The organism is Herbiconiux sp. L3-i23 (assembly GCF_023734115.1).
Lineage (GTDB): Bacteria > Actinomycetota > Actinomycetes > Actinomycetales > Microbacteriaceae > Naasia.
The window spans coordinates 2,263,607-2,288,563 of the sequence record NZ_AP025737.1 but is presented as its reverse complement, the minus strand read 5'-3'; the positions used below and the strand labels follow the sequence as shown (position 1 = coordinate 2,288,563).

Sequence of the window (24,957 nt, the reverse complement as noted above, 5' to 3'; positions counted from 1 at the left end):
GTCGGAAGAAGTCAGGAGGCGAAGACGTCGCGCGCGGCCGAGAGCCTGCGATCGAAGAGTTCGAAGAAGTCGGCGGTGTCGGACGAGAGGTATTCGCCGGCGCTCGAACGAGTGAGGGCGCCGAGGATCTGGACCGCCGCAGCCGCACGGAGATCGCCGGACGGTAGGCCTTCGCGCCGCTCGATGAGCTCGGCGTCGGCCTTCTCCTCCTCGATGGAGCGTTCGATCATGCGCTGCAGCAGCCGCGGCTCGCGTTCGAACACGGCCTTCATGACCTCCAGGTGATCGCGGGTGATCTCGGCGCGGAGGAATCGCTCGACGATGAGGGTCGCATAGTCGCTGATGAGGGTGGGGGAGAGGGCGTCGGAGTCGGGGTCTCCGCCTGCGACGAATCGGTCGACGAGGTCGGAGTCATCGCGCCGGAGCGAACGACCGAGCAGCGCGTCCTCCTTCGAGGCGAAGTAGTTGAAGAACGTGCGGCGGGAGATGTCGGCCCGGTCGCAGAGCTCCTCGACGGTGAAGCCCGAGAAGCCGTGCTCGGCGCTCATCTCGCGGGTGAGTGCGGTGAGGCGTTCCTCGGTCGCCGCCATCCGGCGATCTCGGACGCTTTTTGCACTATCGATCACATCGTGCAGTATTGCACTCTGGCGGCCATGGTGCAAAAGGACGCGCGGCACTGCCGAGTCGAGACCGCGAAAAGGGGCGCCGGCCATTCGACCAGCGCCCCTTTACACTCGATGACCGTCAGTTGAGGGCGGGCGTGTCCTCGGGGATGACCCCATCGGCGTACAGGTCGGTCGCGAGGTCGCGGAGGGCCCGCAGCGCGACGCGCTGCGTCAGCGGCCCGTATGAGATGCGGGCCACGCCGAGGCTCTCGTACTCGGCGGCCGTCAGCGCGCCGGGCAGGCCGATAACCGAAAGGTTGCCGGCTCCGAGTCCCTCGACGAGGCGCTCGACGACGGCGCGGTCGATGGCACCGGGAACGAAGACGAGCGGAGCTCCGGCGTCGAGGTAGGCGCGACCCCGCTCGATGGCGTCGGCGATCTTGTCGTCCAGCGGCTTGTCCCCGCCACGGACGATCGCGTCGGTGCGGGCGTTCAGCTGGAAGGCCACCCCTTCGCTCTCGGCGGCCCGGACGATCTGTTCGACGCGCGCGACCGATTCGGCGAGCGGTCGGAGGCGGTCTTCGACGTTGGCGCCGACGATCCCGAAGCCGATCGCGCGGCGGATGGTCTCGCCCGGCTCGTCGTAGCCGTCGTCGAGGTCTGCGGTGACCGGCAGGTCCACCGCCTCGGCGACCGTCTTGGCGCCCTGGAGGGCGAGGTCGAGGGGCATGCCGCCGTCCTCGTATCCGTACATCGCGGCGATGGAGTGGCCGGCGGTTGCGATCGCCTTGGTCTCGGGCAGTGCCGCGATTGTCTTCGCGGTGACGGCGTCCCACACATTGACCACCCGCAGGATCTCGGGGGCCTGGTGCAGTCGCTGAAGTTCGGTCGCCTTGTCGGCCACGCTCATCTCGTTCTCCTTCGGGTCGCGTCGTTCACGGACAGTTCGGGACTCTACGACTCGTGGTGCACGCGAAGCTGTGCGTCAGAAATCGGTGAGGTTGCCACGCAGGCCGCCGTCGCCGAACTCGGTGCGCAGCACTCCGCGACGGCGGAGGATCGGCACGAGTTCGTCGAGCGTGCGGTGGATCGTCACCGGGTGCAGGTCTCCCGAGAAGATGAAGCCGTCGTTGTCGGCGTCGTCGCCGAGGGCTTCGACGAAGTCCGCGATCTCGTCGGCGGTGCCGACGAAGCCGCTGCCGTCGGTGATGCGCCCCTTGCGCGCCTTCGCGACGGCGAGCTGACGCAGCGTCGCCTCCTCGAACGATTCGTGCTTTCCGAGCAGTCCCTTGATGGTGCCGCGCGACACGTGCTGGCCGAAGATCGCGGGGTCGACCGGCTTGTCGAGGTCGAGCACGGTGAGGTCGGTCTCGAGGTCGCTCGACTGGCCTTCGAGGATCGCGCGGATCACCTCGTCGGACGGGGTCTGCGATGCGGCGACGATCCGGTCGGCCTCTTCGCGGCTCGATACGATCTCGGGCTTGAAGACGAAGAGCACCTTGATGTCCTGCGCGGAGCGGCCCTGCGCGATCGCGGCGTCGTGGATCTTGCGACGGTAGGCGACGACGTCCTCGACGGTGAGGCGGGCGAGGGCGAGCTGGACGTCGGAGTTGCGCCCGGCGAAAGCGAGTCCTGGTCCGGAGCCTCCAGGGGAGACGATGACCGGGTCGCCCTCCGGCCCGAAGGGCACAGCGTTCAGAGGCCCGTCGACCCGGAAGTACTCGCCTTCGTGCGAGAACCGATCGAGCTTGGACGCGTCGGCGAACCGGTTGGTGGCGCGGTCGGCGACGTGCGCGCCGCCGTCCCAGCTGTGCCAGAGCTTGCGGGCGACGTCGATCCACTCCTCGGCGCGGTCATAGGCGGCGTCGTGCGAGAGCTCGTCGAGACCGAAGTGGCGGGCGCTCTTCACGTCCGTCACGAGGTTGATGCCCGCGCGTCCGCCGCTCAGATGCTGCAGCGTCGCGAATTGGCGCGCCGCGAGGTACGGCGGGGTCGCGCCCGCGTTGACTGTGGGTGCGAAGCCGATCTTCTCCGTCGCGTCGAGCAGGTAGGGCACGAGCATCAGCGGGTCGTGCTTGGGGCCGCCGTACGCCGACCGGATGCGCAGGTCGAGAGTCTCGTCGGTGCCGAGTGAGATGGCGTCCTCGGGGATGACGAGGTCGAGCCCCGCCTGCTCGAGCTCACGCACCGCTTGCTGGTAGAGCTTGGGGGTGCGCCAGTCGTAGTTCCACTCCCAGTAGGGGTGACCCCATCCCTGCGGCCCGAAGCCGCGGGCGAAGAACCAGCCGAAGTGCTGCAGTCGTGCCATCGTGGCGTCTCCTCAGACCTGGGTCACCGCGGCGCGGTGCGTGGAGTGGTCGCGGGCGGTGTGGTTGCCGCGGGGGTGGTGGTCGGCCGGTTCGCCGGCCGGCAGTTTCTCGAGCGCCTGCGTGAGATCGGCGATGAGGTCGCGCGGGTCCTCCACTCCGACGGAGATGCGCAGCAGACCGGGGTCGATGCCCGCGGCCGCGAGCTCGGCGGGGGTCGCGTGCGCGTGGCTGGTGGTGCCCGGGTGCAGAACGAGCGATCGGACGTCGCCGAGGTGGGTCATGCGGGTGAAGAGAGCGACGTTGTCGTGCACGATGCGGGCCGCCTGCTCGCCGCCGTGCAGGGTGAACGAGAACACCGATCCGGCACCGCGCGGCAGGTAGCGGCGCGACAGCTCGGCGTACGGGCTCGACTCGAGCCCGGAGTAGTCGACCGACGCGACCTCGGGACGTGATTCGAGCCAGGTGGCGAGAGCGAGCGCGTTGGAGGAGTGCCGGTCGAGCCGCAGCGAGAGCGTCTCGATGCCCTGCTGCAAGAGGAAGGTGTTGAACGGCGACGGGGTGGGCCCGAGCCGGGAGGCGAGCACGTCGCGGGTGAATACCGCGTAGGCCCGGGAGCCGAAGCGATCGACGAAGCTCGCCTCGCCCGATGCCGTCGGCGTCGCGAGGTGCGGGAAGCCGTCCGCGAAGTCCGCCCACGGGAAGCGGCCGCCGTCGACGATGACGCCGCCGAGCGAGGAGCCGTGCCCGGCGAGGAACTTACTCGTCGAGTGCACCACGATGTCGGCGCCGTGCTCGATCGGCCTTGCGAGGTAGGGCGTTGTGAAGGTGCTGTCGATGACGAGCGGCACACCCTGCTCGTGGGCGGCATCCGCGATGGCCTCGATGTCGAGGATCTCGTTGCGCGGATTCGCGATGGTCTCGGCGAAGTACGCCCGGGTCGTCGGCTTCGAGAGCCGCCGCCACGCCTGCGGGTCGTTCTGGTCGTCGACGAAGTCGACCTCGATGCCGAAACGGGGGAACACGTCGCGGAACAGCCCGCGCGACCCCTCGTAGATACTCCGGGACGACAGGAAGTGGTCGCCGGCCTTGAGCAGTCCCAGCAGGGCGAGGCTGACGGCCGCCTGACCGCTACTCGTCGCGATCGCTTCGACGCCGCCCTCGAGGGCGGCGAGCTTGCGCTCGACGGCGGTCGTCGTCGGGTTCCCGAGACGCGTGTAGCTGTAACCCTCGCCGCCGTTGAACCGGTCGGCGGCCTCATCGAAGTCGTCGAACGCGAACCCCGCCGACAGGTAGATCGGTGTGATCCTGGCGCCGTGCGCCCCCTCGACCGACTGACCGGCGTGGACCTGTCGGGTCGCGAAGGCGGGTTCCGTCTCGTCCGGAGGGGTGCTCGTCATCCCGGTAGGTTCGCACCGCAGACGCTTCCGCGCGAACCGACGCTAAGTAGTGTTACGTCGCCCGATGCGGCGATCGTGTAGTGCCCGGGAGAATCGGACCGTGACCGACAAGCGCCCGATCAGGATCGTCGCCGTGAGCGGCAGCCCCACAACGCCGTCGAAGACCACCGTTCTCGTGCGCGAGATCGCCGACGCGCTCGCCGCGAAGGCCGGCGGGGGAGCCGAGGTCGAGGTGATCGAGCTGTCAGCACTGCGTCAGGATCTCGCCGCGGGCGTGTGGCGAGCCGAACTCGGCGAGCCCGCGCGGGTGGCGCTCGACGCCGTCGAGGCGGCGGATGTCCTGATCGTCGGGTCGCCCGCCTATCGCGCGACCTACACGGGTCTGTACAAGACCTTCTTCGACCAGGTCGGGCAGCATGCCATCACCGACCGTCCGGTGCTGCTCGCCTCGACGGCCGGAGCGCCGGGCGATGCGGCCCTCGTCGAGCACCACCTGCGGGCGCTGTTCGCCTTTTTCCAGGCGCGCATCCTCCCCGTCGGTGTGCCGGCATCCGACGCCGAGTTCATCGACAAGAAGGAGCCGACGCCCACCCTCCGTGAGCGAATCGCTCTCGCTGTGGAGCGCGTTTCGCTGTAGCACCGCGGTGGCTGCGAGGCCCCGATGCGATTCCTATGGGGCGCGTCCATGCGCTGCGGTGCCCCGTATCGTCGTCGGGACCACCGAGGCGAGGAGGACGCCGATGACTCGATCGACACGATCCGGGACCGCCGGCCGTGCCGTTCTCGCCATGGCGACCGTCGGGTATCTCGCGCTCGTCGCCCTTTTCACCATGGCGCCGCTGCCGTGGCGGACACCGACCGATGAGGCCCGGTTCGGAGCCTTCACGCCGAGCCTCTGGACCGACCCGTCGACGTGGACGACGGGCAGTCCGATCGAATTCGTGGCGAACATCGTGATGTTCGTCCCGATCGGCCTGCTGCTGCGCCTGGTCTTCGCCCGCGCCGCGGGAGTGGCCGTGTTCGCGGCGGCCGCGTCGATCACGGTGGCCATCGAGGCGCTGCAGATCCCGCTCGACCGGGTGTCCGACCCTCGAGACCTCGTAGCGAACACGGTGGGAGCGGTCATCGGCATCGCGATCGGCGCGGGCGTAGTGGCGGCCCGCCGCACCCTCCGTGCAGACCACCGACTCAGCGCCTGAGCCGTTCGGCATCGTGCTGGTCGCTGAGGAGGCCGTTCACGGCCGTCGCGATGCGACCCGAGTCTGCTCGCTGAGAAGGCCGTTCACGGCCGTCGCGATGCGACCCGGGTCTGGTCGCTGAGGAGGCCGTCCACGGCCGTCGCGATGCGACATCACTCTCCGGTCGGCCGGTCTTACGATTCGGTGGTTCCGTCATTTCGCGACGGCCGTAGACGGCCTCCTCAATGACCGCTGATGCGACTAGCGGGCGGCGACGAGCGCGGCAGCCATCGCCCCGACGCTCTCCTCCAGCAGCGGGCGGGGCATCGCGAACACGAAGCGGGCGTGCCCCTCGGATCCGCGCCCGCACAGCCCGCCGTCGGTGAGCGTGACGCCGCCGCGTTCCCGGAGGACGTCGGCCGGGCTCCGGTCGAGAGCGACGCCGCCGAAGTCGAGCCACGCCAGGTAGGTCGCCTGCGGCGCGACGTATCCGACGCCCGGTAGCTCTCGGGCGACGAGCTCGGTGAGCAGGTCCCGGTTGCCCTGCAGGTAGCCGACGACGTCGCGCAGCCAGGACGCCCCCTCGCGGTACGCGGCGGTCGACGCCAGCACTCCGAGGGTGGAGGCCCCATGCACCGCGGCGAAGCCGAAGCGGCCGTACCGACGGCGATCGTCCTCGTTCGAAGTGATCAGTTGGGCGGCCTTGAGACCAGGGATGTTCCAGGCCTTCGACGCGCTGGTACCCGTGATCGTGTGGGCGGCGGCGGCCGCCGACACCGACGCGTACGGCACGTGGACGACGCCGTCGTACCGCAGCGGGGCGTGGATCTCGTCGGCGAAGACACGGCCGCCGTGCCGCTCGACGACCTCGCTGATCGCGAGCAGCTCGTAGCGGGTGAGCACCGTGCCGGTCGGGTTGTGCGGGCTGCACAGCACGAGCGTCGAGGCCCCGCGCTCGAACGCGAGGTCGATCGCGTCGAGGTCGTGCTCCCAGCGCCCGTCGACGACGCGGCCGGGGACCTCGACGACCTCACGGCCGAGCGTCGGCAGGTAGGTCAGGAAGGGCATGTAGGCGGGCGTCGGCACGATCACGGCCGATCCGGCGGGGGAGTACTCCTCGACGGCGACGCGCAATGCCGCCATCACATCCGAAACGGAATGCACGTCGTCCGGTGACACGGTCCAGCCGTACTCGCCCGCCATCCACGCGGCGGTCGCATCGGCGAGGTCGGCGGCGGTCGAGGGCGCGAGGTAGCCGAGGTTGCCGTCCGACACCGCGCGGGTGAGCGCCTCGCTGACTGCGGGAGCGGTGCCGAAGTCCATCTCGGCGACCCAGGCGCCGATGGTGCCGGGGGAGAGACTCCACTTGCGACTCCACGGGGTGTCGAGCGATTCGCGGGTCAGGCGATCGAACGGGTGGGAGTCGGGACAGTCGCTCACCCCTTCAGAGTGTCACGGGGTGCGCAGCATCGTGCGAAGCATGTCGCATACCGTCACCGCCAAGCGCGTCTAACGCCGTTCGAGCAGCGTGATCACTTCGAGGTGCAAGGTCTGCGGGAACATGTCGAGCACGCGGGCGCGACGCACGGCGTAGGAGGGCATCATCGCGAGGTCCTTCGCGAGGCTCACGGGGTTGCAGCTCGAGTAGACGATGTGCCGTGGCCCGGAGCGTTCGAAGTGTCCGGCGAGTTCGGCGCCGATGCCGCGGCGGGGTGGGTTTACGACGACGAGGTCGGGTGCGTCGCCCGCGCTCATCGCGAAACGGGTGGCGTCGCCGGATTCGAAGCGCACCTCCGTCAGCCCGAGGTCGCCGGCACTGCGGCGAGCGCTCTCGATCGCCTCGACGCTCGCCTCGACTCCGATGACACTGCGTCCGGGCGCGGCGAGATGCAACGCGAACCCGCCGACGCCGCAGTACAGGTCCCACACCGACCGCGGGCCGATCTCGTCCGCCCACTCGCGGGCCTGGGCGTAGAGCCGCTCGGCGATGTCGGTGTTGGTCTGGAAGAAGCTCTGCGGCCGAAGGTGCAGGTCGATGCCGCCGAGCGTCATGGTGAGGGTGTCGCGCGTGGTGAGTACGACCTCGCGGTCGCCTTCGACGACGGCCTTGTGCTCGGGGAGGAGGTTGGCGGTCACGACGGCGACCCGGGGCAGCGCCCGGTGGAGGGCGTCGAGGTTCGCCCGGATCACGGGGATCGACGCTTCCGAGCGCAGCACGAAGCGCAGCATCAGCTCGCCGTTCGGGGCCTCGGTGACGAGCACGTACTTGAGTTCGCCCGACCGTGCCGGCACGTCGTAGGGGGCGAGGCCCGCCAGGGTGACGAAGGCAGCGAGCGCGGGCATCGCCGCCTGGATGCCGGGGGTGCAGAGCGCGCATCCTCTGAGGTCGACTCCGCGGCCACGGCCATCGAGGATGCCGAGGGTCGGGGCATCGACCGTGCCGCCCACCACCATCTTCGCCTTGTTGCGGTAGCCGGACGGGGCGCTCGCCACGGGCGGCAGCCAGGCGATCGTCGGATCGTCGAGCAGCGAACGGGAGCGGGCGTCCTTGTCGGCGAGCTGGTCGGGGTACGGCTGCTCGAGGAGGGTGCAGGACCGGCAGAGGCCGGCGTCGTAGTACGAGCACTGCATGTCCAGGCCAGTCTAAGTTTCCGGCGCGTGGTGCGGGCTGTGGTGCGGCGCGCGGCGAGGGTTGCGGCGCTCGCCGCCATCGATAGGCAATCGTGACGAAGTCGTCACCGATCCGTTGCCGGAGCCTGTTTGCATCGGAGCATGCGCATCCGAACGAAGCCCGCCGGACTCCTTCTCGCGGTCGCCGCCGCGGTGGCGCTCGCCGGATGCGCCGGTCCCGCGCAGCCCGGAGAGCCGGGCGGCCCCGCAGCGCCCGCGGTCGTGGCCGACTCGGCCGACTGCCTCGCGTCGGGGCTCCGATACTTCACCGACTTCGGCTTCGACGAGTCCGATGCGGTCGACGGCGAGCACGAGGCGGCCCCCGCCGCCGGGTCGGTGCCCGACGGCTTCGAGGCGGTGCAGGCGGTCGTGTGCTCGGGCGAGTTCGGCGTCGAGATTGATGGCGAGCAATGGCAGGCCGTGCGGGAGACCCGTTACGACGGCGATCTTCCGCCCCTGCTGACGGCCCTCGAGGAGCCGAGCGACGCGGTCGGGCCGGGCCCGTGCACCGCCGACTACGAGATCGTTCCCGAGCTGTGGCTCGTCGCCGAGGACGGCCAGGCGGTGCGCGCGGCGTGGCCGACCGACTCCTGCGGAAAGACCAAGTTGGGAGTCTCCGCGGCGATCGCGGGACTCGAGATGGTCGATGAGAACCTCCTTCCGGTGGCGAAGATCGAGCTCGCCGACCCGTTCGCGACCTGCCTCAGCCAACTGCCTCCCGGCGAACTGCAGGGCGAGGTGTTCGAGGGTGAGGTGCTCGAATCGATCCCCTCCGAGATCCCGGGCGCATCGCCGACCGCCGGACCGACCGCGGACCCCGGCGTCGCCTCCGATCAGTTCTGCCCGTGACCGTCGCCGAGAGCGCTCAGCCGAGTTTGCACCTGCCTCTCGGCCGACGCCGCCGACGCACGGAGCGAAGATTCGCCTGACCGCGAAGACGGTTCCGCGGCTAGGCTGACGCCATGGTGAGCGACGCGCAGCTCGGGGTGGCAGTGGCGCAGTTCGCGCCGGGCCGCGACGCCGTCGAGAATCTCGACCGGATCACCGGACTCGCCACCCTCGCCGCCGAGCGCGGCGCTCAACTGGTCGTCTTCCCCGAGTACTCGTCCTACTTCGCCGATCCGATGGACGGCAGCTTCGCGCGCAACGCCCAGACCCTCGACGGACGATTCGTGGAGGCGCTGCGCACCCTCGCCACGCGTCTGTCCGTGACGATCGTGGCGGGCGTCGTCGAGAAGATGGAGCCGTCCGGCAAGTTCTCGAACACCCTCGTCGCCGTCGACGCCTCGGGCGTCGTCGCCCGGTACCGCAAGCTGCACCTGTACGACGCGTTCGGGCAGCGCGAGAGCGACTGGGTGGTGCCCGGCGACCCGAGCGCGGCTCCCGAGATCTTCGAGGTGGGCGGCATCAAGGTCGGTATGCAGACCTGTTACGACGTGCGCTTCCCCGAGGTCACGCGCCGGCTCGTGGATGCCGGGGCCGATCTGGTGCTGATCCCTGCGGAATGGGTGCGGGGTCCGCTGAAGGAGCATCACTGGCGCACCCTGGTGACGGCGCGGGCGATCGAGAACACGATCTACGTCGCGGCGGCCGACCACGCTCCGCCGGTGGGTGTCGGCAACAGTCTCATCGTGGGGCCGATGGGCGTGCACATGGTCGAGATCGGCGAGGCGACCGATGTCGCGGTCGCGTGGATCTCGACGGAGCGCCTCGCCCAGGTCCGGGCCAAGAATCCGGCCCTTGACCTGCGCCGCTACCGCGTCGAACCCGCCTGACCCACCCCACCGGAACCCCGGCCCGCCCGCCGCACCCGCCCATTGCGACCCGTGGGTACACGGATCAGGAGATTGCGCGCGGATCAGGAGAATGCCCGCCGTTCAGGACTGGATCGGGGTCTCGATTCGGCGTGTCGCGGGCGTCATCCTGATCCGTGCACACCCCCGCCTGCCCCGGCCGCCTGCTCCTGTTTCCTCGCACCCGGCCGTCTCAACCGTGGGTGCACGGATCAGGAGTTTGTGCACCGATCAGGAGATCCGGCGGGAAAGTGGGCAACTCGCACACGGATCAGGACTATTCGCGCCGTTTCTCCTGATCCGTGCACATTCTCCTGATCCGTGTACCCGGAGTGTCGGGTCAGGGGGTGAGGGAGGCCAAGCGTTGGGAGGCTTCTTCCAGGACGTCGAGGCGTTTGCAGAAGGCGAAGCGGACCAGGGGCGAGTACTGGTCCGCGTTCTCGGGGAGGCAGAAGGCCGAGATCGGCACGCCTACGACGCCCGCTAGTTCCGGCAGTCGGCGGCACAGGTCGGCGCCGTCGGTGAAGCCGAGCGGGCGGGCGTCGGCGACGATGAAGTAGCCGGCGCGGGGGAGCGTCACCCCGAACCCGGCGGCGCGGAGTCCGCCGGCGAGGAGGTCGCGCTTGCCGGCGAGGTCGCTGGCGAGCGAGGCGAAGAATTCGTCGGGCAGCGAGAGTCCCGCCGCGATCGCCGGCTGGAACGGGCTGCCGTTGACGTACGTGAGGAACTGCTTCACGGCGAGCACCGCGTCGACGAGCGGCGCCGGGGCGGTGAGCCAGCCGATCTTCCACCCCGTCGTGTTGAAGGTCTTCCCACCCGACGAGATCGTGATCGTGCGCTCGCGTGCGCCCGGCAGGGTTGCGATCGGCACGTGGACGGAGCCGTCGTAGTGCAGGTGCTCGTACACCTCGTCGGTGACGATGTACGCGTCATGTCGCTCGGCGAGGTCAACGATGGTCTCGAGCACCTCGCGGCTGAAGACCGCCCCCGTGGGATTGTGCGGAGTGTTCACCACGATCAGGCGCGTCTTATCCGTCACTGTGGCCCGGAGTCGGTCGAGGTCGGGCTGGAAGTCCGGCGCCGCCAGCGGCACCGTCTTGTGCACGCCGCGCGCGAGCCCGATGCAGGCGCCGTACTCGTCGTAGAATGGCTCGAAGGTGACGACCTCGTCGCCGTCGTCGATGAGGGCGAGGATCGTCGCCGCCAAGGCCTCCGTCGCCCCCGCCGTGACGAGGACCTCCCGATCGGCATCGAACTCGAGCCCGTAGAAGCGCCGCTGGTGCTCGCTGATCGCCTCGCGCAACGACGCGATGCCGCGCCCCGGCGGGTACTGGTTGTTGCCGGCCGCGATCTCGCGCTGCGCGACCTCGAGAACCTCCGCCGGACCCGGGTAGTCGGGAAACCCCTGCCCCAGGTTGATCGCCCCGGTGCGCGCCGCGAGTGCGCTCATCTCGGCGAAGATCGTCGTCCGCGCCGACCCGTCCGGGTCGAGCAGCAGGGCGCCGCGAGCGGCTCGCTCCCAAGATCCGTGCACCGTCACGAGCGACAACGCTACCGCCGCGGCCTGTGGATGGATCTTCGCCGGACTATCCACCCACATTTACCGTGGGGCTCATGACTACGCGTTGGCGTGTGTGCCTGGCTCTGGCCGGCGGATTTCTCACCGCAACCGCGTTGGTCGGATGCGAGGCATATCCCACCGTTCTCGTTTCACCACTGCCCTCTTCGGCACCGGTCTTCCAATCGGAGGACGAGGCGCTCGCTGCGGCAACGGCGACCTATGAGGGTTACGCGCGATCTATCGACTTGCTCGCCAACGACGATGAGGGGGCAGAGGAGGAGATTTTGCTGTTTGCAACTCGAGAAGCGGCCGCCTCCGACGTCGAGACATTCGAGGGCATCCGTGCCAGTGGACAGAGCCTCCAAGGTTCGACCAAACCGTACAACTTCCTACTTGCCGAGTCGGACCTCGTATCTGGCGAGGTGCATCTATATGTCTGCCTGGACATCGCCGAGATGAGGTTGATCGACGAAAACGGGGTGGACGTGACGCCCAATACGAGGGGCAACCATCAGCCGTTCGAAGCAACTCTTGCCATCAGCGACGGAAAGCTCTTAGTTGAGAGGAACCAGGCGTGGGGCGGAACAAACTTCTGTTGATCGCGGCAGTCGCGTCGGTGGCAGCCGCTTTGGTCTCAACGAGCCAGGCGGCCGCTGCGAGTTGTGACGCTGGGAACGTACTGGTCGGCGCGTGCGGAAGCACCCCGTCCACCTCTGCGGGCATCAACAACGGCGGGGTGGACGTCCGCGGCGAGGTGAACGTGCCCGGTAGCGGTGGGGGAGCGGGCGGTGCCGGCGGCGGCGCAGAGCTTCCCTTCGTCTACGAGAACGCGGCCTCCTGCGACTCCGGCGCGGGGCAGATCACCGGCGTCATCTGCCGCAACGACATCAGCGTCACCTTCGCGGGCACCGACATCCCGTGGCGTCCCCTCACCATCGCGGACATCGCGAGCTTCACGCCGCAGCAGCCGCAGTTCCGCGGTCAGCCGAGCGGGTGGGCGCTACGCGGACTGCACGCCAACTTCGTCGGATCCGCGACCGCCCACGTCGTCGCCGGGCAGCTGCTCGGGGCGCCGGCGGAAGTCCGCTTCACGCCGATCGCCTGGCACTGGGAGTACGGCGACGGCACCTCGCGGGTCACCTCGACCGGGGGCGCCACGTGGGCGGAACTCGGCGTCGAGCGGTTCGCACCGACGCCCACCAGTCACGTGTACCGCCAGCGGGGAGAGGTGGACGTGAGCGTCGGGGTGGAGTACGCGGCGGAGTATCGTTTCCAGGGTTCGGGGTGGGGAACCGTCCAGGGCACCCTCATCGTCGCCGCGCCGTCGACGCCGCTGATCGTCACCACCGCCTCCACCGTGCTGGTTGACGGCGAATGCCGCTCTCAGACGATGGTCGGCTGCTAGAGCTTTCATAGGAAAGCGCCAGGCGGCCCAAGGGTGCAGCCAATGAGCCCCATAGTGTGCATCGGAATGCTGATCACACCGAGAGGAGCAAGACCATGACCCAGAACCCGGAGCACGACTCCCGTGACGAGCAGCAGGGCGACGCCGCCGGCGCCGTGCCCGCGCAGCATTCTTCGACCAACCCCGAGACCGCACCGACCGCACCCGACGCATCGTCGGTGACCCCGCCCGCCAGCCCCGCCCAGTCCGAGGCCACCCAGCCCGAGACCGCGGCGACTCCCACGAGCGAGACCGCCGCTTACACGGCGCCGACTGAGCAGTTCCCGCCGGCCGCTCCCCAAAACGCCGCCCCGCAGAACGCGGCTCCCCAGAACTCCGCCCCGCAGCAGCCGGCCGGTCAGCATGCGGCACCGCAGCACACGGCACCGCAGCAGCAGGCGCCGCAGTACGGCGCGCCGCAGCAGCAGGCGCCCGCCGCCTCCATCTACGACATCCCCTCCGCCCACCACACGGCCGCCCCCGCGGGCGCGGCGTTCGGTGCCGGGGCGACCGGCGAGCAGGACGGCCGCAGCCGCCGCTCGGGACGCAACCGCATCGTCGTCCCCGTCGTCGCAGCCCTGGCCGTCGGCGCCCTCCTCGGAGGAGCCTCCGGCGCCGGGATCGCCGTCCTCGTCGGTCAGCAGAACCCCCGCGTGGTCAGCGAGACGGGCGGATCGACGAACGTCACGGTGAACCGCGCCGACGACGCCACCCAGGTGACCGCGGTTGCCGCGAAGGCCTCGCCGTCGGTCGTCACCATCTCGGTCAGCGGCAGCAACTCCGCCGGCACCGGTTCGGGCATCATCCTCAGCGAAGACGGCTACATCCTGACCAACACGCACGTCGTCACCCTCGACGGCTCCGTCGCCGACGCCGACGTCACGGTCACCACGGACGACGGCCGCATCTTCACCGCCACCATCGTGGGCACCGACCCCGTCGTCGACCTCGCCGTCATCAAGCTCGACGATGCCAGCCGACTCACCCCCATGGAGTGGGCCGACTCCGACGACCTCAACGTCGGCGACTCCGCCGTCGCGATCGGCGCGCCCCTCGGACTCAGCGGAACCGTCACCGACGGCATCATCAGCTCGCTGAACCGCAGCATCACGGTCGCCTCGTCTGCCGTGCCGGACTCGACCGAGGACGAAGCCACGCCCGACCAGGGCGGCCAGTCACCGTACGACTTCTGGAACTTCGACATCCCCGGCCAGGAGGAGAGCCAGCAGCAGCAGAGCACGGGCACGATCTCGGTGCCGGTCATCCAGACCGACGCCGCCATCAACCCCGGCAACTCGGGCGGTGCGCTGCTCAACTCCGACGGCGAGCTGATCGGCGTGAACGTCGCCATCGCGAGCGCGGGCAGCTCGTCCTCGTCGAGCGCCGGCAGCATCGGCGTCGGATTCGCGATCCCCGCGAACCTCGCCAAGCGCGTCGCCGACGAGATCATCGAGGGCGGATCCGCCACCCACGGTCTGCTCGGCGCCAGCGTCGCCGACGCCACCTCCGCCGACCCCGACGCCTCAGTGGCGGGCGCCTACATCCAGGAGGTCACGAGCGGCGGCGCCGCCGAGGCAGCCGGACTGCGCAGCGGCGACATCGTCACCGAGTTCAACGGGGTCGCGATCGCCTCCTCGACCGACCTCACCGCCCAGGTCCGCTACCTGGCCGCCGGCGCCGACGCGACGCTCGTCTACGTCCGCAACGGTCAGAGCTACGAGGCCGACGTGACGCTCGGAACGCTGAGCCTCTGAGCGTGCTCCTCCCGGCGACGGCCGGCGCCCCCGCGTGGGGTGCCGGCCGTCACCGTGTCCGGCGCGGAAGGCCCGTGCTCCGGTGGCGAGTCGCGTCCTGTCGCGCCGTCATCCGCGTTGATACACTCCGGAACGATGGCTGAGCACGCGGTGAACCCTGCCCGGGCCGGCCTCCCGGCCGTGTCCTACGTCATGCCCGTCCTGAACGAGGCGGACCACATCGAGGCCGCCGTCGCCAGCCTCGTCGGGCAGGACTACGAGGGCCCGTTCGACGTGATGCTTGCCCTCGGTCCGAGCACCGACGGCACCAGCGAACTCGTCGAACGCATGAGCGCGGCCGACCCGCGCATCCGCTCGGCGGTCAACGAACTCGGCACGACGCCCGAGGGGCTCAACATCGCCATCCGGGCCACGTCGAACCCCATCGTGGTGCGCGTCGACGCGCACTCGGTGCTGCCGCCCGACTACACCCGCATCGCGGTGGAGACGCTGCAGCGCACCGGCGCGGCCAACGTGGGCGGCGTCATGGACGCCCGCGGTCACACGCCGTTCGAGCAGGCCGTCGCCATCGCGTATGGCTCACCGGTCGGGCTCGGCGGCACCCGGCTGCACCTCGGGGGAGAAGAGGGGCCGGCCGAGACGGTCTACCTCGGCGTCTTCCAGCGCGACCGCCTCGAGGCGGCGGGCCTCTTCGACGAGGACATCCGTCGCGGCCAGGACTGGGAGCTCAACCGCCGCCTGCGCAAAGCGGGCGACGTCGTCTGGTTCAACCCCGCCCTGCGCGTCGTGTACCGCCCGCGCTCGAGCTATCGGCGCCTCGCCCGGCAGTTCCTCAGCACCGGCCTGTGGCGGGGCGAACTGGCGCGGCGCGAACCGTCGGCGAACGGCCTGCGTTACTTCGTGCCGCCCGTCATGGTGATCGGGGTCGCCCTCGGGATCCTGCTCGGCATCGCCGGCATCGTCCAGGCCGCGATGGGCGCGGTGCCGTGGGCCCTCATCGGCTTCGTCGCCCCCGCGGTCTACGTGCTCTTCGACGTCGCGGCGACCGTCGTGTTCGCGCGCGGTCATGGGCTACGCACGGCACTCTGGTTTCTCCTAGTCTTGCCCTGCATCCATTTCTGCTGGGGCGTCGGGTTCTTCTTCGGTATCGCGAAGCTCACCCGGAACATCCAGGCCTACACCGGAAGGTGACGCGTGTCCGACGCCACCACTGGCGCGTCGCGGTCGACGCGTCCCTCCTCCATCGCTGAGCAGATCGCGGTCACCCAGCCGCCGGAGGTGCGTCAGCGCGCGAACGCCGAGCACTGGACCGCGTCGCTGTATCTGCGCCGCCTCTCGCCGTACCTGACCTGGATGCTGCTGCGCACGTCGATCTCGGCGAACGGCGTGACCGGCCTCATGATCCTGGTCGGCTGGTCGACCGCCGCAGCCCTGCTCATCCCGGGCATCGCGGGGGCGGCGCTCGCCCTGATCCTCGGGCAGCTGCAGATGCTGGTCGACTGCTCCGACGGCGAGGTCGCGCGGTGGCGCGGCCAGTCGTCACCGGCCGGCGTCTTCCTCGACAAGGTCGGCCACTACACGACCGAGGCGCTGATCCCCATCGTCCTCGGCATCCGGGCGGCGGGCTACCCGTTCGAGAGCCCCGACGACTTCCTCTGGACGACGATCGGATTCGCCCTCGCACTCGTCATCGTGCTCAACAAGGCGCTGAACGACATGGTGCACGTCGCCCGCGCCAACGCGGGACTCACCAAGCTCGCCGACCGCAAGCACGAATCGGTTCCCACGCAGAGCCTCGTCGCACGCCTGCGGCGCGCCGCGCGCTTCGTGCCGTTCCACCGCCTCTACCACTCGGTCGAACTGACCATGATGGCGTTCGCGGCGGCCGTGCTGGGGCTGATCCTCGCGGCGACCGGCGTCGCCGACGCCGAGCTGGTCGTCGACCGTTGGCTGATCGGGCTGCTGCTGCCGCTGTCGGTGCTCGCGCTCGCCGGGCACTTCGTCGCGATCATGGCGTCGAAGCGTGTCCGATCCTGACCCGTCGACGATCCCGCGCGTCGGCGTCGTCATCCTGACCCAGGGCACCCGCCCCGCCGAGCTTCGCGCCGCGATCGACAGCGTCCTGGCCCAGCACGATGTCGACGCCGACATCGTGGTCGTCGGCAACGGGTGGGACCCGGCCGAGGCCGACCTGCCCGCGAGCGTCACTTCGCTGGCGCTTCCCGAGAACCTCGGCATCCCCGCCGGACGCAACGCGGGAGTCCCCGAGGTCACGGGGGAGTGGTTATTCTTCCTCGACGACGACGCGAGCCTCCCGTCGCCGCGCTTCCTCGCCGATGCGGTCGCGAAGATCCGCGCCGATCCGACGATCGGCATGATCCAGCCCCGCGTCGTCGACCCGACCGGGGTGACGACGCCCCGCCGGTGGATTCCGCGCATTCGAAAAGGCGACCCCTCCCGCCCCAGCACGATGATGACCGCGTGGGAGGGCGCCGTGCTGCTTCCGCGGGCGGTGTTCGACCGGACGGGCGGCTGGGGTGCGCCGTACTGGTACGCGCACGAGGGCATCGAGCTCGCCTGGCGGGTGTGGGACACCGGCCGCCGCGCCTGGTACGCGGGCGATCTCGAGGCCGCCCACCCCGTCATCCAGCCGACCCGGCACGACGACTTCTACCGCCTAACCGCGCGCAACCGCGTGTGGCTCGCCCGGCGCAACCTGCCCGTCGCGCTCATCCCGCTCTACACCGGGTCGTGGCTGCTCATCCAGCTGCTGCGCTTCGCCCGGTCTGGTAAGGGGAGGGCGGCGTGGTTCGCCGGCTGGCGGGAAGGGTGGCGCGTCGACCCCGGCGGCCGCCGCGCCATGCGCTGGCGCACGGTTCTGCGCATGGCCGCTGCGGGGCGCCCCCCGATCGTCTGAGCCCGCCGAGGGTGAGCGGATAGCCTGGTCGAATGCCGCTCCTGAACGACGCCCGCCTCGCCGTCAAGGTCTTCCGACGGATGGTCACGTCGCGGCTCAACCAGCGTCGCCTTCAGCGGCGGCTCCGAGCGCTGGCCCCCCTGCCGAAGGGCGAGTACGAGATCGGTGTCTACTTCGCCGACGGGCGCGTGAACATGTACCAGATCCGTCAGTGGTACAAGCCGCTGATGGAGCTCGACAAGACGCACCGCGTGCTGATCCTCAGCCGGTCGGCCTCGGCGGCGCTGTCGATCCTCGACGAGTCGCCCCTGCCGGTCGCCTTCGTGCGCCGCGTGGCCGACCTCGAACGGGTCGTCGACGAGCAGCCGCTCAAGATCATCCTGTACGTCAACCAGAACGCCCGGAACTTCCAGATGATGCGGTACGGGCGCCGCTGGCACGTCTTCGTCAATCACGGCGAGAGCGACAAGATGTACATGACGACGAACCAGTTCAAGGCGTACGACTACAGCCTCATCGCCGGCGACGCCGCACGCGAGCGGCTCGGCCGCGTGCTGTGGGACTACGACTTCGACAAGAGGGCCATCCCGATCGGACGCCCGCAGGCCGACCACTATTCGGGCGACCTGCCGTTCGTGCCCGACGATCGCACCGTCGTGCTGTACGCCCCGACCTGGGAGGGCGACCGCCCCGCGGCCGCGTACGGCTCCGTCGCCAGCCACGGCGTCGAACTCGTGCGCTCGCTGGTGGCGACCGGGCGGCACCGCGTCATCTACCGCCCGCACCCGCGCAGCGGTGTCGTCGATCCGGCGTACGGCGCGGCGAACCGCGAGATCGTGCAGATCCTCGATCGCGCGAACGCCGAAGACGCCGGCGCCCACCACGTCCACGACACCGGGGCGGACATCGGCTGGCAGCTCGCCGTCGCCGATTTCGCCATCGTCGACATCTCGGCGATGGTCTACGACCGGCTGGCCTCGGGAAAGCCGCTGCTCGTCACCCGACCGGTGAGCGACGAGGCCGTGATCGACGAGGGCGGCTACCTGTCCGACGCGGAGTGGCTCGACGCGCGGGACGCGGCCACCGTGTCCGTGCGGCTCGACGACCTGCGCCACGACGAGGATGCCGAGGCCCGGCTCACGAAGTGGGTCCGGCACTACTTCGGCGACACGACTCAGGGAGTCGCGACCTCGCGCTTCCACGCGGCGATCGAGCATCTCCTCGAGGAGTGGGAGACCCACGCCGCTCTGCACGGCGGCGACGGCCCCTGGCGCGACCTGGACGACCCGGACGCTCGAGACGACGACGACTGAGCGGCCCCGTCCGTCACCGGCCACGCAGAACGAAGTGCGCCTCCCCGCTCGGCGGGAGGCGCACTTCGTTGTCAGTCCCCGATCAGTTGAGCGTGAACCCCACGGTGGTGGTGTTGCCGAGCACGTCGTAGGCGACGAGGGTGTTCTCGCCCTTGACCGCGCCGAAGACACCGGGCTTCACGCCGTTGACATCGGACCACTGGCTGTTGCTGAGGTCCTTGACGACACCGTTGATGCTCACCTTGTCGACCTTCACGGCGTCGTACAGCTTGAAGCCGACGACGTCGTAGCTCGCGCGCACGCCTTCCTTGACGGTGACCTGCGGGCCCGTCCCGTCGAGCGTGAAGCGGAGGGTGGTGGTGTTGCCGGCGACGTCGTAGACCACGAGGGTGTTCGCGCCTTCGACGGCTCCGAAGGTGCCGGGCTTCACGTAGTTCACGTCGGACCAGGCGTTGTCGGTGAGGTCCTTGACCTTGCCGTTGATGGTGACCTTGTCGATCTTGCCCGCGTCGTAGAGCTTGAAGCTCACGAGGCCGTAGGCGTTCGCGTCACCGACGGTGTAGCTCGCGCCGTCCTTGACGGTCACCGTGGGGGCGGTGCCGTCGACGGTGACGTCGAACGAGCGGGTCTGCGAGACGTTGCCGGCGAGGTCCGACGCGTTGTAGCGGATGGTGTACTTGCCGTCGGGCAGGGTCACCGTCGCGGTGTGCGATCCGCTCGTCGCGCCGTTCACCGCGGTCTGGGTGCTCTTGACCAGGGTGCCGTCCTTGTAGATGTTCGCGACGATGCGGCCCAGGCCGCGGTCGTCGGTCGCGTCGACCTTGAGGTCGATGGTCTTCGCCGGGCCGGCCGTGGTCGGCGCGACGAGGGTCGCCTCCGGGCGAGTGGTGTCGGGAGCCGCCTCGAGCGTGATGGTGAACTTCGGGGCGGCGAAGTAGGAGGAGGCGGCGGCGGCGTCGATCCAGTAAGCGCCGTCGTGCTGGGTCACCGGGATGGCGACGTAGTCGTCGGCGGTGACCGACGCGACGCGATACCCCGCCGGCGCGGCGATGCGGACGCCCAGCTCGTCGGGGATGTGGCGCACGTAGCCGAAGCTCTCGAACGCCTCGTAGGTGCCGTATCCGCCGTTGAACTGGTACTCGGAGGCGTTGTACCAGTCGTCGCCGGAGCCGAACTCGACGCCGGTGAGGCCGGTCGCGATCGACCCGTCGGCGAAGCGGACGTCCGCGGCGACGCGCAGCGCCGACATTCCGACGAGACGCTGCTCGCCGTCCGCGTCGACATCGACGGAGAGGACTCCCGAGGCCATGCCCTGGTCGCTGCCGAAGGGCAGACGCACGATGTCGTCGGCGCTCTCGGCACCCGTGGCGTCGAAGAGCACCTCGCCGGCCGGGTTGTTCGGCGTGTACAGGTAGACCTTTGCGGGTCCGACGGGCACGTTCTCGAAGATGTAGTCGTTCGAGGCGGTGGTGTAGCCGTAGTGGCGGCTGTTGTCCGAGGCGACCAGCCAGGCGGAGAGGTTGGTGTTCTTGACGTCGGTCCAGCCGTCGCGCGCGGTCTTCGACTGGTCGAAGACGCCGTCGGCGTAGCGGTCGTCGAAGCGGGTGACGGTGACGGTGCCGGTCGAGGAGTCGGTGTCCTCGGCCGCCATGGCGGGCAGCGGGGCGACGACGATCGCGGCGGCGACGCCGGTCGCCGCGATGCCGTACTTGGTGACGGAACGCATGCAGTTCTTCCCATCGATAGGGGGCGGGGGGGTGTGGGCCGGGGCCCGCCTCGACGCTATCGACGGCCGTCTGCGACGTCCGGGCGCGCTATGCGATGTTCACTGCGGCGTCGACGTCCGTTCGCACAGCCGCGCACGAGCGATCGCGAAGTCTCAGTTCGCGGGATCGTGGGCGTCGTCGTCGGCGTCCGCGCGGTCCGACGTCTCGCGTGCGGCGCCGATCTCGAACGGCTGCGACGCCGACCGGCGCTTCAGGCTGAAGCGCTTGCGCTCGCCGCCCTGCTGCGGTGCCAGCTCGGCACGGAACTCGAGCGGCGCCGGAGGGAAGGCGTCCCGGGCGCTGCGGACGACACGTCGACCCAGCAGGTGGTTTCCGGTGCCGCCGATGGCGGCGCCGATGCCGAAGGGTACGACCCGGCCGATGACGCTCGTGCCGTGACGGGTGATGAACGACTTGATGAAGTGGCGCTTGAGGCTGTCGGTGAGCGGCCCGACCACCGCCTGCGGGAGGTTGCTGGTGACCAGCTCACCCCAGAACACCGACCGGCCGGGGGAGCGTCCGCCTAGTTGCCCGGCGAACTGTTTGACGAGGCTCTGTCCACCTTCGCCCATCATGAGCGCCATGACGAGCACGCGCGCGCGATCCGGTTCGGTCACCGAGATGCCGTGGACTTCGGCCACCGACTGGGCGAACAGCGCGCTCGCTTCGAGGAAACCGGCCGTCTCGACGCCGCTGAGGGCCAGCGACATGCCCACTCCGACGCCGGGGATGACCGCGCTCGCGCCGACGGCGGCACCGCTCGTCGTCACGGCGGCGAGGTACTGCCGCTCGAGGGTCTTCAGCAGCTGTTGAGGCGTCGCATCGGGCCGGAGGCGACGCAGCGTGCGGATGTTCGCGAGCACCGCCGGTCGCTGCACGGCCATGAGACGGTCGAAGGACTTCGCGAGCGCGGGAGGCACCGCGCTGTCGGAGCGTTCGAACTCGTCACTCATGCCCCGGAGTCTACGGAGCGGAGTCGGGGAGTTCGCCGGGCGTCAGGACGAGGTCGCCTCGTTGTATCGGTCGAGCACCTCGTCGATGGCGCCGTCGTAGACGACCCGTCCACCCTCGATGTAGAGGCCGCGGGTGCAGAACCGTCTCAGGTCGCGTTCACTGTGCGAGACGAAGAACAGCGTGCGACCGCCGGCGAGCAGCTCCTCGATGCGCGCGTAGCACTTCTCTCGGAACGCACGGTCGCCGACGGCGAGCACCTCGTCGACCAGCAGGATGGGCTCCTCGAGACGGGAGATGACCGCGAACGCGATGCGCACCTTCATCCCGCTCGACAGGTGCTTGTAGGGGGTGTCGAGGAAGTCGCCGATCTCGGCGAAGGCGATGATCTCGTCGAACCGTTCGTCGATCTCACTGCGCGTCATGCCGTGCAGGCCGGCGGTCAGGTAGACGTTGTCGCGTACCGAGAGGTCGTCGACGAAGCCGCCGGTGATCTCGATCAGCGGCGCGACGCCGCCGTGCACCGACACGGCGCCCTCGTCGGGCAGCACCACCTCGGCGACGAGCTTCAGCAGGGTCGACTTGCCCTGGCCGTTGCGGCCGACGACACCGATCGCCTCGCCCGGCGCGACATCGAAGGACACCCCGCGCAGCGCCCAGAACTCGCCGGGACGCGAGCGCCGCGATTTGCTGGAGAACAGATCCTTGAAGCTGCGGCGGGCCCGTCGGTTGCGGCGGTAGCGGATGCCGACGTCGCGGACCTCGATCACGGACGGGGTGCTCATCAGATCTCCTTCAGCACCGAGCGCTCGCTGCGCCGGAAGACGAGGAGGCCGATCAGCAGGAACGCCACGCTCATCACCGCGGAGACGACGATGAGGAACCAGTCGAGCTCACCGGGGAAGAACGCCGCGCGGTACATCGCGAAGATGCCGCTGAGCGGGTTGAATGCCGCCCAGAAATGCAGGCTCTCCGGCAGGTTCGTCGTGCTGTAGATGATGGGGGAGGCGTAGAAGAGGAAGCGCAGTGCGAGCTTCGTCGCCCGCTCGAGGTCGCGGAAGAACACGACGAGCGGGGCGACGATCAGGCCGATGCCCGCGGTGAGGATCGCCTGCAGCAGGATCGCCAGCGGGAAGAGGGCGACCCACGGTGTGAGCTCGGCGCCGCCGAAGATCGCGAACGCCGCGAGCACCGGGATGCTGAAGAGGAACTCGATGCCCTTCGACAGCACCAAGCGGTTCACCCAGATGGTGCGTGGGATCTTGGTGGAGCGCACCAGTTTCGCCTCGCGCAGGAACGCGCGCGTCGAGTCGCTCACCGCACCGTTGAACCACATCCACGGCAGCAGCGCCGAGAGCAGGAAGACGATGTAGGGGTCTTCGCCGACGCTGCGCTGGAAGACCTGCGTGAAGACGAACCAGTAGATGCCAGCCATGACGAGCGGATCGAGGATCGACCACAGGTAGCCGAGTGCCGACGTCGAGTACCGCACGCGCAGGTCGCGCGAGGTGAGCAGCCAGAGGATCTGGCGGTAACGCCGCGCCCCGGTCGGCCGAACGCGGACGGCGTTCGGGGAGGCGGTCGTCGTCACAGGGAGACTCTAATAGTCAGTGCTTCCGAGACGACCTCGACGCTGCGTGCGCGAGTGCGTTCCGGCAGGCGGGGCCCGCCGCAACGGACTCGCTTGCCCGGAACGCCCGACCGGTCAGACGTGGAGGTTGGCCCGCTCGAGGTCTTCGGCGAAGTCGATCTCGACGGCGTAGAGGTCGCTGATGTCGAGGGGCTCGACCAGCATGCGGTCGTTCCCGATGGCGAGCTCGATGCCGCGCTCGAAGTAGTCCTGCGCGCCGACCTTCTGCAGCTGGCGGATGAGCGTCGCCTTGTCGCGCGACGACACGTAGTTGATGCCGACGGCCTCGCCGAGCCCGCCCTTGACGGTCTTCGACAGCTCCTTGATGTAGCCCTCGGCGGTGGTCGTGTACTTGACCTCCTCGTCGGAGACCGACGAGGTGTTGACGGTCACGAACGACTGGTCGCGAGCGATGAGGGGGAGGCAGCGGTCGAGCACGGCCTCGTCGAAGACGACGTCGCCGTTCATCCACAGCACGCCGCCGTTGCCCGACGCCTGGAGGGCGCGGAGGAGGCTCTTCGACGTGTTGGTCTGGTCGTACTGCTCGTTGTAGACGAAGTCGGCCTGCGGGAACGCCTCGATGATGTGCTCGAGCTTGTAGCCCACGACGATGGTGACGTCGGCGCCGGTGCCGAAGGTGTGGTGGATGTTGTCGAACTGCTGGCCCATGATGGTGCGGCCGTCGCTCAGTTCGGTGAGAGGCTTGGGGAGGGTGCGGCCGAGGCGCGAGCCCATTCCGGCGGCGAGGATGACGATCTTCGTGGTCACGTGTGTTCTCCTGGAATTCACTGTCTGCAAGTCTTTGTGACACTTCGTCGTGCGACTCTGAACTGTACTAGGGGTACATCCGCTGCGCCCAGGGGTACGGCGATGCCGTAGTGGGATCGTGATCACTCGCACAGTGACCTCTCAGGTTCGCGGAAGGCCGCAGTACCGCCGGGTTCTCGGATTCGAGCGCCTCTCGATTGATAACGTTGTGGCCGTGACAGCAGCGCCGGAGAGCAACGACATCGACTCGCCGACGCCGACCGAGGCGCCTACGACGCCATCCTCGACGGCGTCGCCCGCCGAGGACCCGACGCCCGCGACCACCAAGCCGACGACGGCGCGCAAACCCGCCGCACGGAAGCCGTCGACGAGCGCTCGTGCCACCGCATCGAAGTCGACGACGAACGGGACTCCGAAGCCGGCGGCGCCGCGTCAGCCGCGCCAGCGCGCCGCGGCGGACACCGAGAGCACTGCCGCGGCGAAGAAGCGCCCCGCGACACCTCGAGCGACTCCGGGCTCCAACGGCGGGTCGGCCGCACAGGGCGCCGACGCTCCCGCTGAGAAGGAAGTCTCGGCGCAGAGGACCCCGCGCACGCGGACCCGCACCACCAACGGCGCCACCGCGAAGGCCGCGGCGTCGTCCCCGAACGGCGCGAAGTCGACGCGCGCCCGCAAGCCGACCGCATCGGCGGCCGCCGACGGGGCGAAGGCCGACCCCGCAGTCGAGGCGCCGGTCGTTGCCGCCGCCTCGGAGCCCGCCATCGTCGAGGTCGTCGAGCCCGTCGCTCCGACACCGGCCGTCCCGGATACGGTCACCGCAGCGTCCGACACGACCGTAGGAGCGACAGACCAGTCGGTCGCCGAAGCGGCGGAGCCCGAAGCGTCCCCCGAGCTCGAGCCG

At 69.6% G+C, this 24,957-nt stretch carries 23 protein-coding genes; 11 read left to right on the top strand and 12 right to left on the bottom strand.

Annotated elements, in window-relative coordinates:
• Nucleotides 1-11: 11 nt before the first annotated feature.
• The 4 genes from NGH83_RS10945 to NGH83_RS10930 all read right to left on the bottom strand — a co-directional run bounded on the left by NGH83_RS10945 (nt 12) and on the right by NGH83_RS10930 (nt 4,311).
• Nucleotides 12-590: a TetR/AcrR family transcriptional regulator gene (locus NGH83_RS10945; protein WP_251856284.1), complete on the bottom strand. Its 579-nt coding sequence runs from the start codon at nt 588-590 to the stop codon at nt 12-14.
• Between the two features lie 154 nt (nt 591-744).
• Complete coding sequence (locus NGH83_RS10940; RefSeq protein ID WP_251856283.1) at nt 745-1,515, bottom strand: isocitrate lyase/phosphoenolpyruvate mutase family protein; 771 nt, start codon at nt 1,513-1,515, stop codon at nt 745-747.
• 75 nt (nt 1,516-1,590) lie between these two features.
• On the bottom strand, nt 1,591-2,913 hold the full coding sequence (locus NGH83_RS10935) for an NtaA/DmoA family FMN-dependent monooxygenase (protein WP_251856282.1): 1,323 nt from the start codon (nt 2,911-2,913) through the stop codon (nt 1,591-1,593).
• A 12-nt stretch (nt 2,914-2,925) separates the two neighbouring features.
• On the bottom strand, nt 2,926-4,311 hold the full coding sequence (locus tag NGH83_RS10930) for an O-acetylhomoserine aminocarboxypropyltransferase/cysteine synthase family protein (protein ID WP_251856281.1): 1,386 nt from the start codon (nt 4,309-4,311) through the stop codon (nt 2,926-2,928).
• Between the two features lie 100 nt (nt 4,312-4,411).
• Between NGH83_RS10930 and NGH83_RS10925 the strand changes: the two genes are divergently transcribed.
• Together NGH83_RS10925 and NGH83_RS10920 are read left to right on the top strand one after the other, a co-directional pair.
• Complete coding sequence (locus NGH83_RS10925) at nt 4,412-4,948, top strand: NADPH-dependent FMN reductase (protein WP_251856280.1); 537 nt, start codon at nt 4,412-4,414, stop codon at nt 4,946-4,948.
• 103 nt (nt 4,949-5,051) lie between these two features.
• Complete coding sequence (locus NGH83_RS10920) at nt 5,052-5,510, top strand: VanZ family protein (RefSeq protein WP_251856279.1); 459 nt, start codon at nt 5,052-5,054, stop codon at nt 5,508-5,510.
• Nucleotides 5,511-5,750: 240 nt separating this feature from the next.
• On the opposite strand, the gene NGH83_RS10915 is transcribed toward NGH83_RS10920, so the two are convergent.
• Nucleotides 5,751-6,929: a MalY/PatB family protein gene (locus tag NGH83_RS10915; protein WP_251856278.1), complete on the bottom strand. Its 1,179-nt coding sequence runs from the start codon at nt 6,927-6,929 to the stop codon at nt 5,751-5,753.
• A 69-nt stretch (nt 6,930-6,998) separates the two neighbouring features.
• Nucleotides 6,999-8,120, bottom strand: a complete 1,122-nt coding sequence (gene rlmC / locus NGH83_RS10910; RefSeq protein WP_251856277.1) for a 23S rRNA (uracil(747)-C(5))-methyltransferase RlmC — start codon at nt 8,118-8,120, stop codon at nt 6,999-7,001.
• A 141-nt stretch (nt 8,121-8,261) separates the two neighbouring features.
• Here rlmC and NGH83_RS10905 point away from each other — a divergent pair, with 141 nt between their 5' ends.
• Both NGH83_RS10905 and NGH83_RS10900 read left to right on the top strand, forming a co-directional pair.
• Complete coding sequence (locus NGH83_RS10905; RefSeq protein WP_251856276.1) at nt 8,262-9,008, top strand: hypothetical protein; 747 nt, start codon at nt 8,262-8,264, stop codon at nt 9,006-9,008.
• 113 nt (nt 9,009-9,121) lie between these two features.
• A complete protein-coding gene (locus NGH83_RS10900; RefSeq protein WP_251856275.1) occupies nt 9,122-9,934 on the top strand; it encodes a carbon-nitrogen hydrolase family protein in 813 nt (270 codons plus the stop codon).
• Between the two features lie 358 nt (nt 9,935-10,292).
• On the opposite strand, the gene NGH83_RS10895 is transcribed toward NGH83_RS10900, so the two are convergent.
• On the bottom strand, nt 10,293-11,492 hold the full coding sequence (locus tag NGH83_RS10895) for an aminotransferase class I/II-fold pyridoxal phosphate-dependent enzyme (protein ID WP_251856274.1): 1,200 nt from the start codon (nt 11,490-11,492) through the stop codon (nt 10,293-10,295).
• 74 nt (nt 11,493-11,566) lie between these two features.
• Here NGH83_RS10895 and NGH83_RS10890 point away from each other — a divergent pair, with 74 nt between their 5' ends.
• From NGH83_RS10890 to NGH83_RS10860, 7 genes are all read left to right on the top strand, one after another.
• A complete protein-coding gene (locus NGH83_RS10890) occupies nt 11,567-12,112 on the top strand; it encodes a hypothetical protein (protein ID WP_251856273.1) in 546 nt (181 codons plus the stop codon).
• A 137-nt stretch (nt 12,113-12,249) separates the two neighbouring features.
• Nucleotides 12,250-12,918 carry a hypothetical protein gene (locus tag NGH83_RS10885; protein WP_251856272.1) on the top strand — a complete coding sequence of 223 codons (669 nt, stop codon included), beginning with the start codon at nt 12,250-12,252 and terminating at the stop codon, nt 12,916-12,918.
• Nucleotides 12,919-13,013: 95 nt separating this feature from the next.
• Entirely contained in the window at nt 13,014-14,711 is a 1,698-nt protein-coding gene (locus NGH83_RS10880) for a S1C family serine protease (protein WP_251856271.1), read from the top strand.
• Between the two features lie 135 nt (nt 14,712-14,846).
• Nucleotides 14,847-15,902, top strand: coding sequence for a glycosyltransferase family 2 protein (locus tag NGH83_RS10875; RefSeq protein ID WP_251856270.1), 1,056 nt, complete (start codon nt 14,847-14,849; stop codon nt 15,900-15,902).
• A gap of 3 nt (nt 15,903-15,905) precedes the next feature.
• Nucleotides 15,906-16,748: a CDP-alcohol phosphatidyltransferase family protein gene (locus tag NGH83_RS10870; protein WP_251856269.1), complete on the top strand. Its 843-nt coding sequence runs from the start codon at nt 15,906-15,908 to the stop codon at nt 16,746-16,748.
• Complete coding sequence (locus tag NGH83_RS10865; protein ID WP_251856268.1) at nt 16,735-17,628, top strand: glycosyltransferase family 2 protein; 894 nt, start codon at nt 16,735-16,737, stop codon at nt 17,626-17,628. Before NGH83_RS10870 ends, NGH83_RS10865 begins: the two co-directional genes overlap by 14 nt.
• Before the next feature lie 32 nt (nt 17,629-17,660).
• Nucleotides 17,661-18,941 carry a CDP-glycerol glycerophosphotransferase family protein gene (locus tag NGH83_RS10860; protein ID WP_251856267.1) on the top strand — a complete coding sequence of 427 codons (1,281 nt, stop codon included), beginning with the start codon at nt 17,661-17,663 and terminating at the stop codon, nt 18,939-18,941.
• 82 nt (nt 18,942-19,023) lie between these two features.
• Here the strand turns inward: NGH83_RS10860 and NGH83_RS10855 are convergent, their stop codons facing one another.
• From NGH83_RS10855 to NGH83_RS10835, 5 genes are all read right to left on the bottom strand, one after another.
• On the bottom strand, nt 19,024-20,667 hold the full coding sequence (locus tag NGH83_RS10855) for an Ig-like domain-containing protein (RefSeq protein ID WP_251856266.1): 1,644 nt from the start codon (nt 20,665-20,667) through the stop codon (nt 19,024-19,026).
• Nucleotides 20,668-20,820: 153 nt separating this feature from the next.
• Nucleotides 20,821-21,660, bottom strand: coding sequence for a hypothetical protein (locus tag NGH83_RS10850; protein WP_251856265.1), 840 nt, complete (start codon nt 21,658-21,660; stop codon nt 20,821-20,823).
• A gap of 42 nt (nt 21,661-21,702) precedes the next feature.
• Nucleotides 21,703-22,443, bottom strand: coding sequence for an ABC transporter ATP-binding protein (locus NGH83_RS10845; RefSeq protein ID WP_251856264.1), 741 nt, complete (start codon nt 22,441-22,443; stop codon nt 21,703-21,705).
• The gene (locus tag NGH83_RS10840; protein WP_251856263.1) at nt 22,443-23,249 is read right to left on the bottom strand and encodes an ABC transporter permease; all 807 of its coding nucleotides are present in this window, start codon (nt 23,247-23,249) and stop codon (nt 22,443-22,445) included. The genes NGH83_RS10845 and NGH83_RS10840 overlap by 1 nt, the downstream gene beginning before the upstream one ends.
• A 114-nt stretch (nt 23,250-23,363) precedes the next feature.
• Nucleotides 23,364-24,056 (bottom strand): NTP transferase domain-containing protein, encoded by a 693-nt coding sequence (locus NGH83_RS10835; RefSeq protein WP_251856262.1) that lies wholly within the window; start codon nt 24,054-24,056, stop codon nt 23,364-23,366.
• Nucleotides 24,057-24,957: the final 901 nt, after the last annotated feature.

Coding starts and splice junctions, on each gene's coding strand:
- NGH83_RS10945 (WP_251856284.1), bottom strand. CDS start 590: ATGGCGGCGACCGAGGAACGCCTCACCGCACTCACCCGCGAGATGAGC.
- NGH83_RS10940 (WP_251856283.1), bottom strand. CDS start 1,515: ATGAGCGTGGCCGACAAGGCGACCGAACTTCAGCGACTGCACCAGGCC.
- NGH83_RS10935 (WP_251856282.1), bottom strand. CDS start 2,913: ATGGCACGACTGCAGCACTTCGGCTGGTTCTTCGCCCGCGGCTTCGGG.
- NGH83_RS10930 (WP_251856281.1), bottom strand. CDS start 4,311: ATGACGAGCACCCCTCCGGACGAGACGGAACCCGCCTTCGCGACCCGA.
- NGH83_RS10920 (WP_251856279.1), top strand. CDS start 5,052: ATGACTCGATCGACACGATCCGGGACCGCCGGCCGTGCCGTTCTCGCC.
- rlmC (WP_251856277.1), bottom strand. CDS start 8,120: ATGCAGTGCTCGTACTACGACGCCGGCCTCTGCCGGTCCTGCACCCTC.
- NGH83_RS10905 (WP_251856276.1), top strand. CDS start 8,262: ATGCGCATCCGAACGAAGCCCGCCGGACTCCTTCTCGCGGTCGCCGCC.
- NGH83_RS10900 (WP_251856275.1), top strand. CDS start 9,122: ATGGTGAGCGACGCGCAGCTCGGGGTGGCAGTGGCGCAGTTCGCGCCG.
- NGH83_RS10890 (WP_251856273.1), top strand. CDS start 11,567: ATGACTACGCGTTGGCGTGTGTGCCTGGCTCTGGCCGGCGGATTTCTC.
- NGH83_RS10880 (WP_251856271.1), top strand. CDS start 13,014: ATGACCCAGAACCCGGAGCACGACTCCCGTGACGAGCAGCAGGGCGAC.
- NGH83_RS10875 (WP_251856270.1), top strand. CDS start 14,847: ATGGCTGAGCACGCGGTGAACCCTGCCCGGGCCGGCCTCCCGGCCGTG.
- NGH83_RS10860 (WP_251856267.1), top strand. CDS start 17,661: ATGCCGCTCCTGAACGACGCCCGCCTCGCCGTCAAGGTCTTCCGACGG.
- NGH83_RS10855 (WP_251856266.1), bottom strand. CDS start 20,667: ATGCGTTCCGTCACCAAGTACGGCATCGCGGCGACCGGCGTCGCCGCC.
- NGH83_RS10850 (WP_251856265.1), bottom strand. CDS start 21,660: ATGAGTGACGAGTTCGAACGCTCCGACAGCGCGGTGCCTCCCGCGCTC.
- NGH83_RS10845 (WP_251856264.1), bottom strand. CDS start 22,443: ATGAGCACCCCGTCCGTGATCGAGGTCCGCGACGTCGGCATCCGCTAC.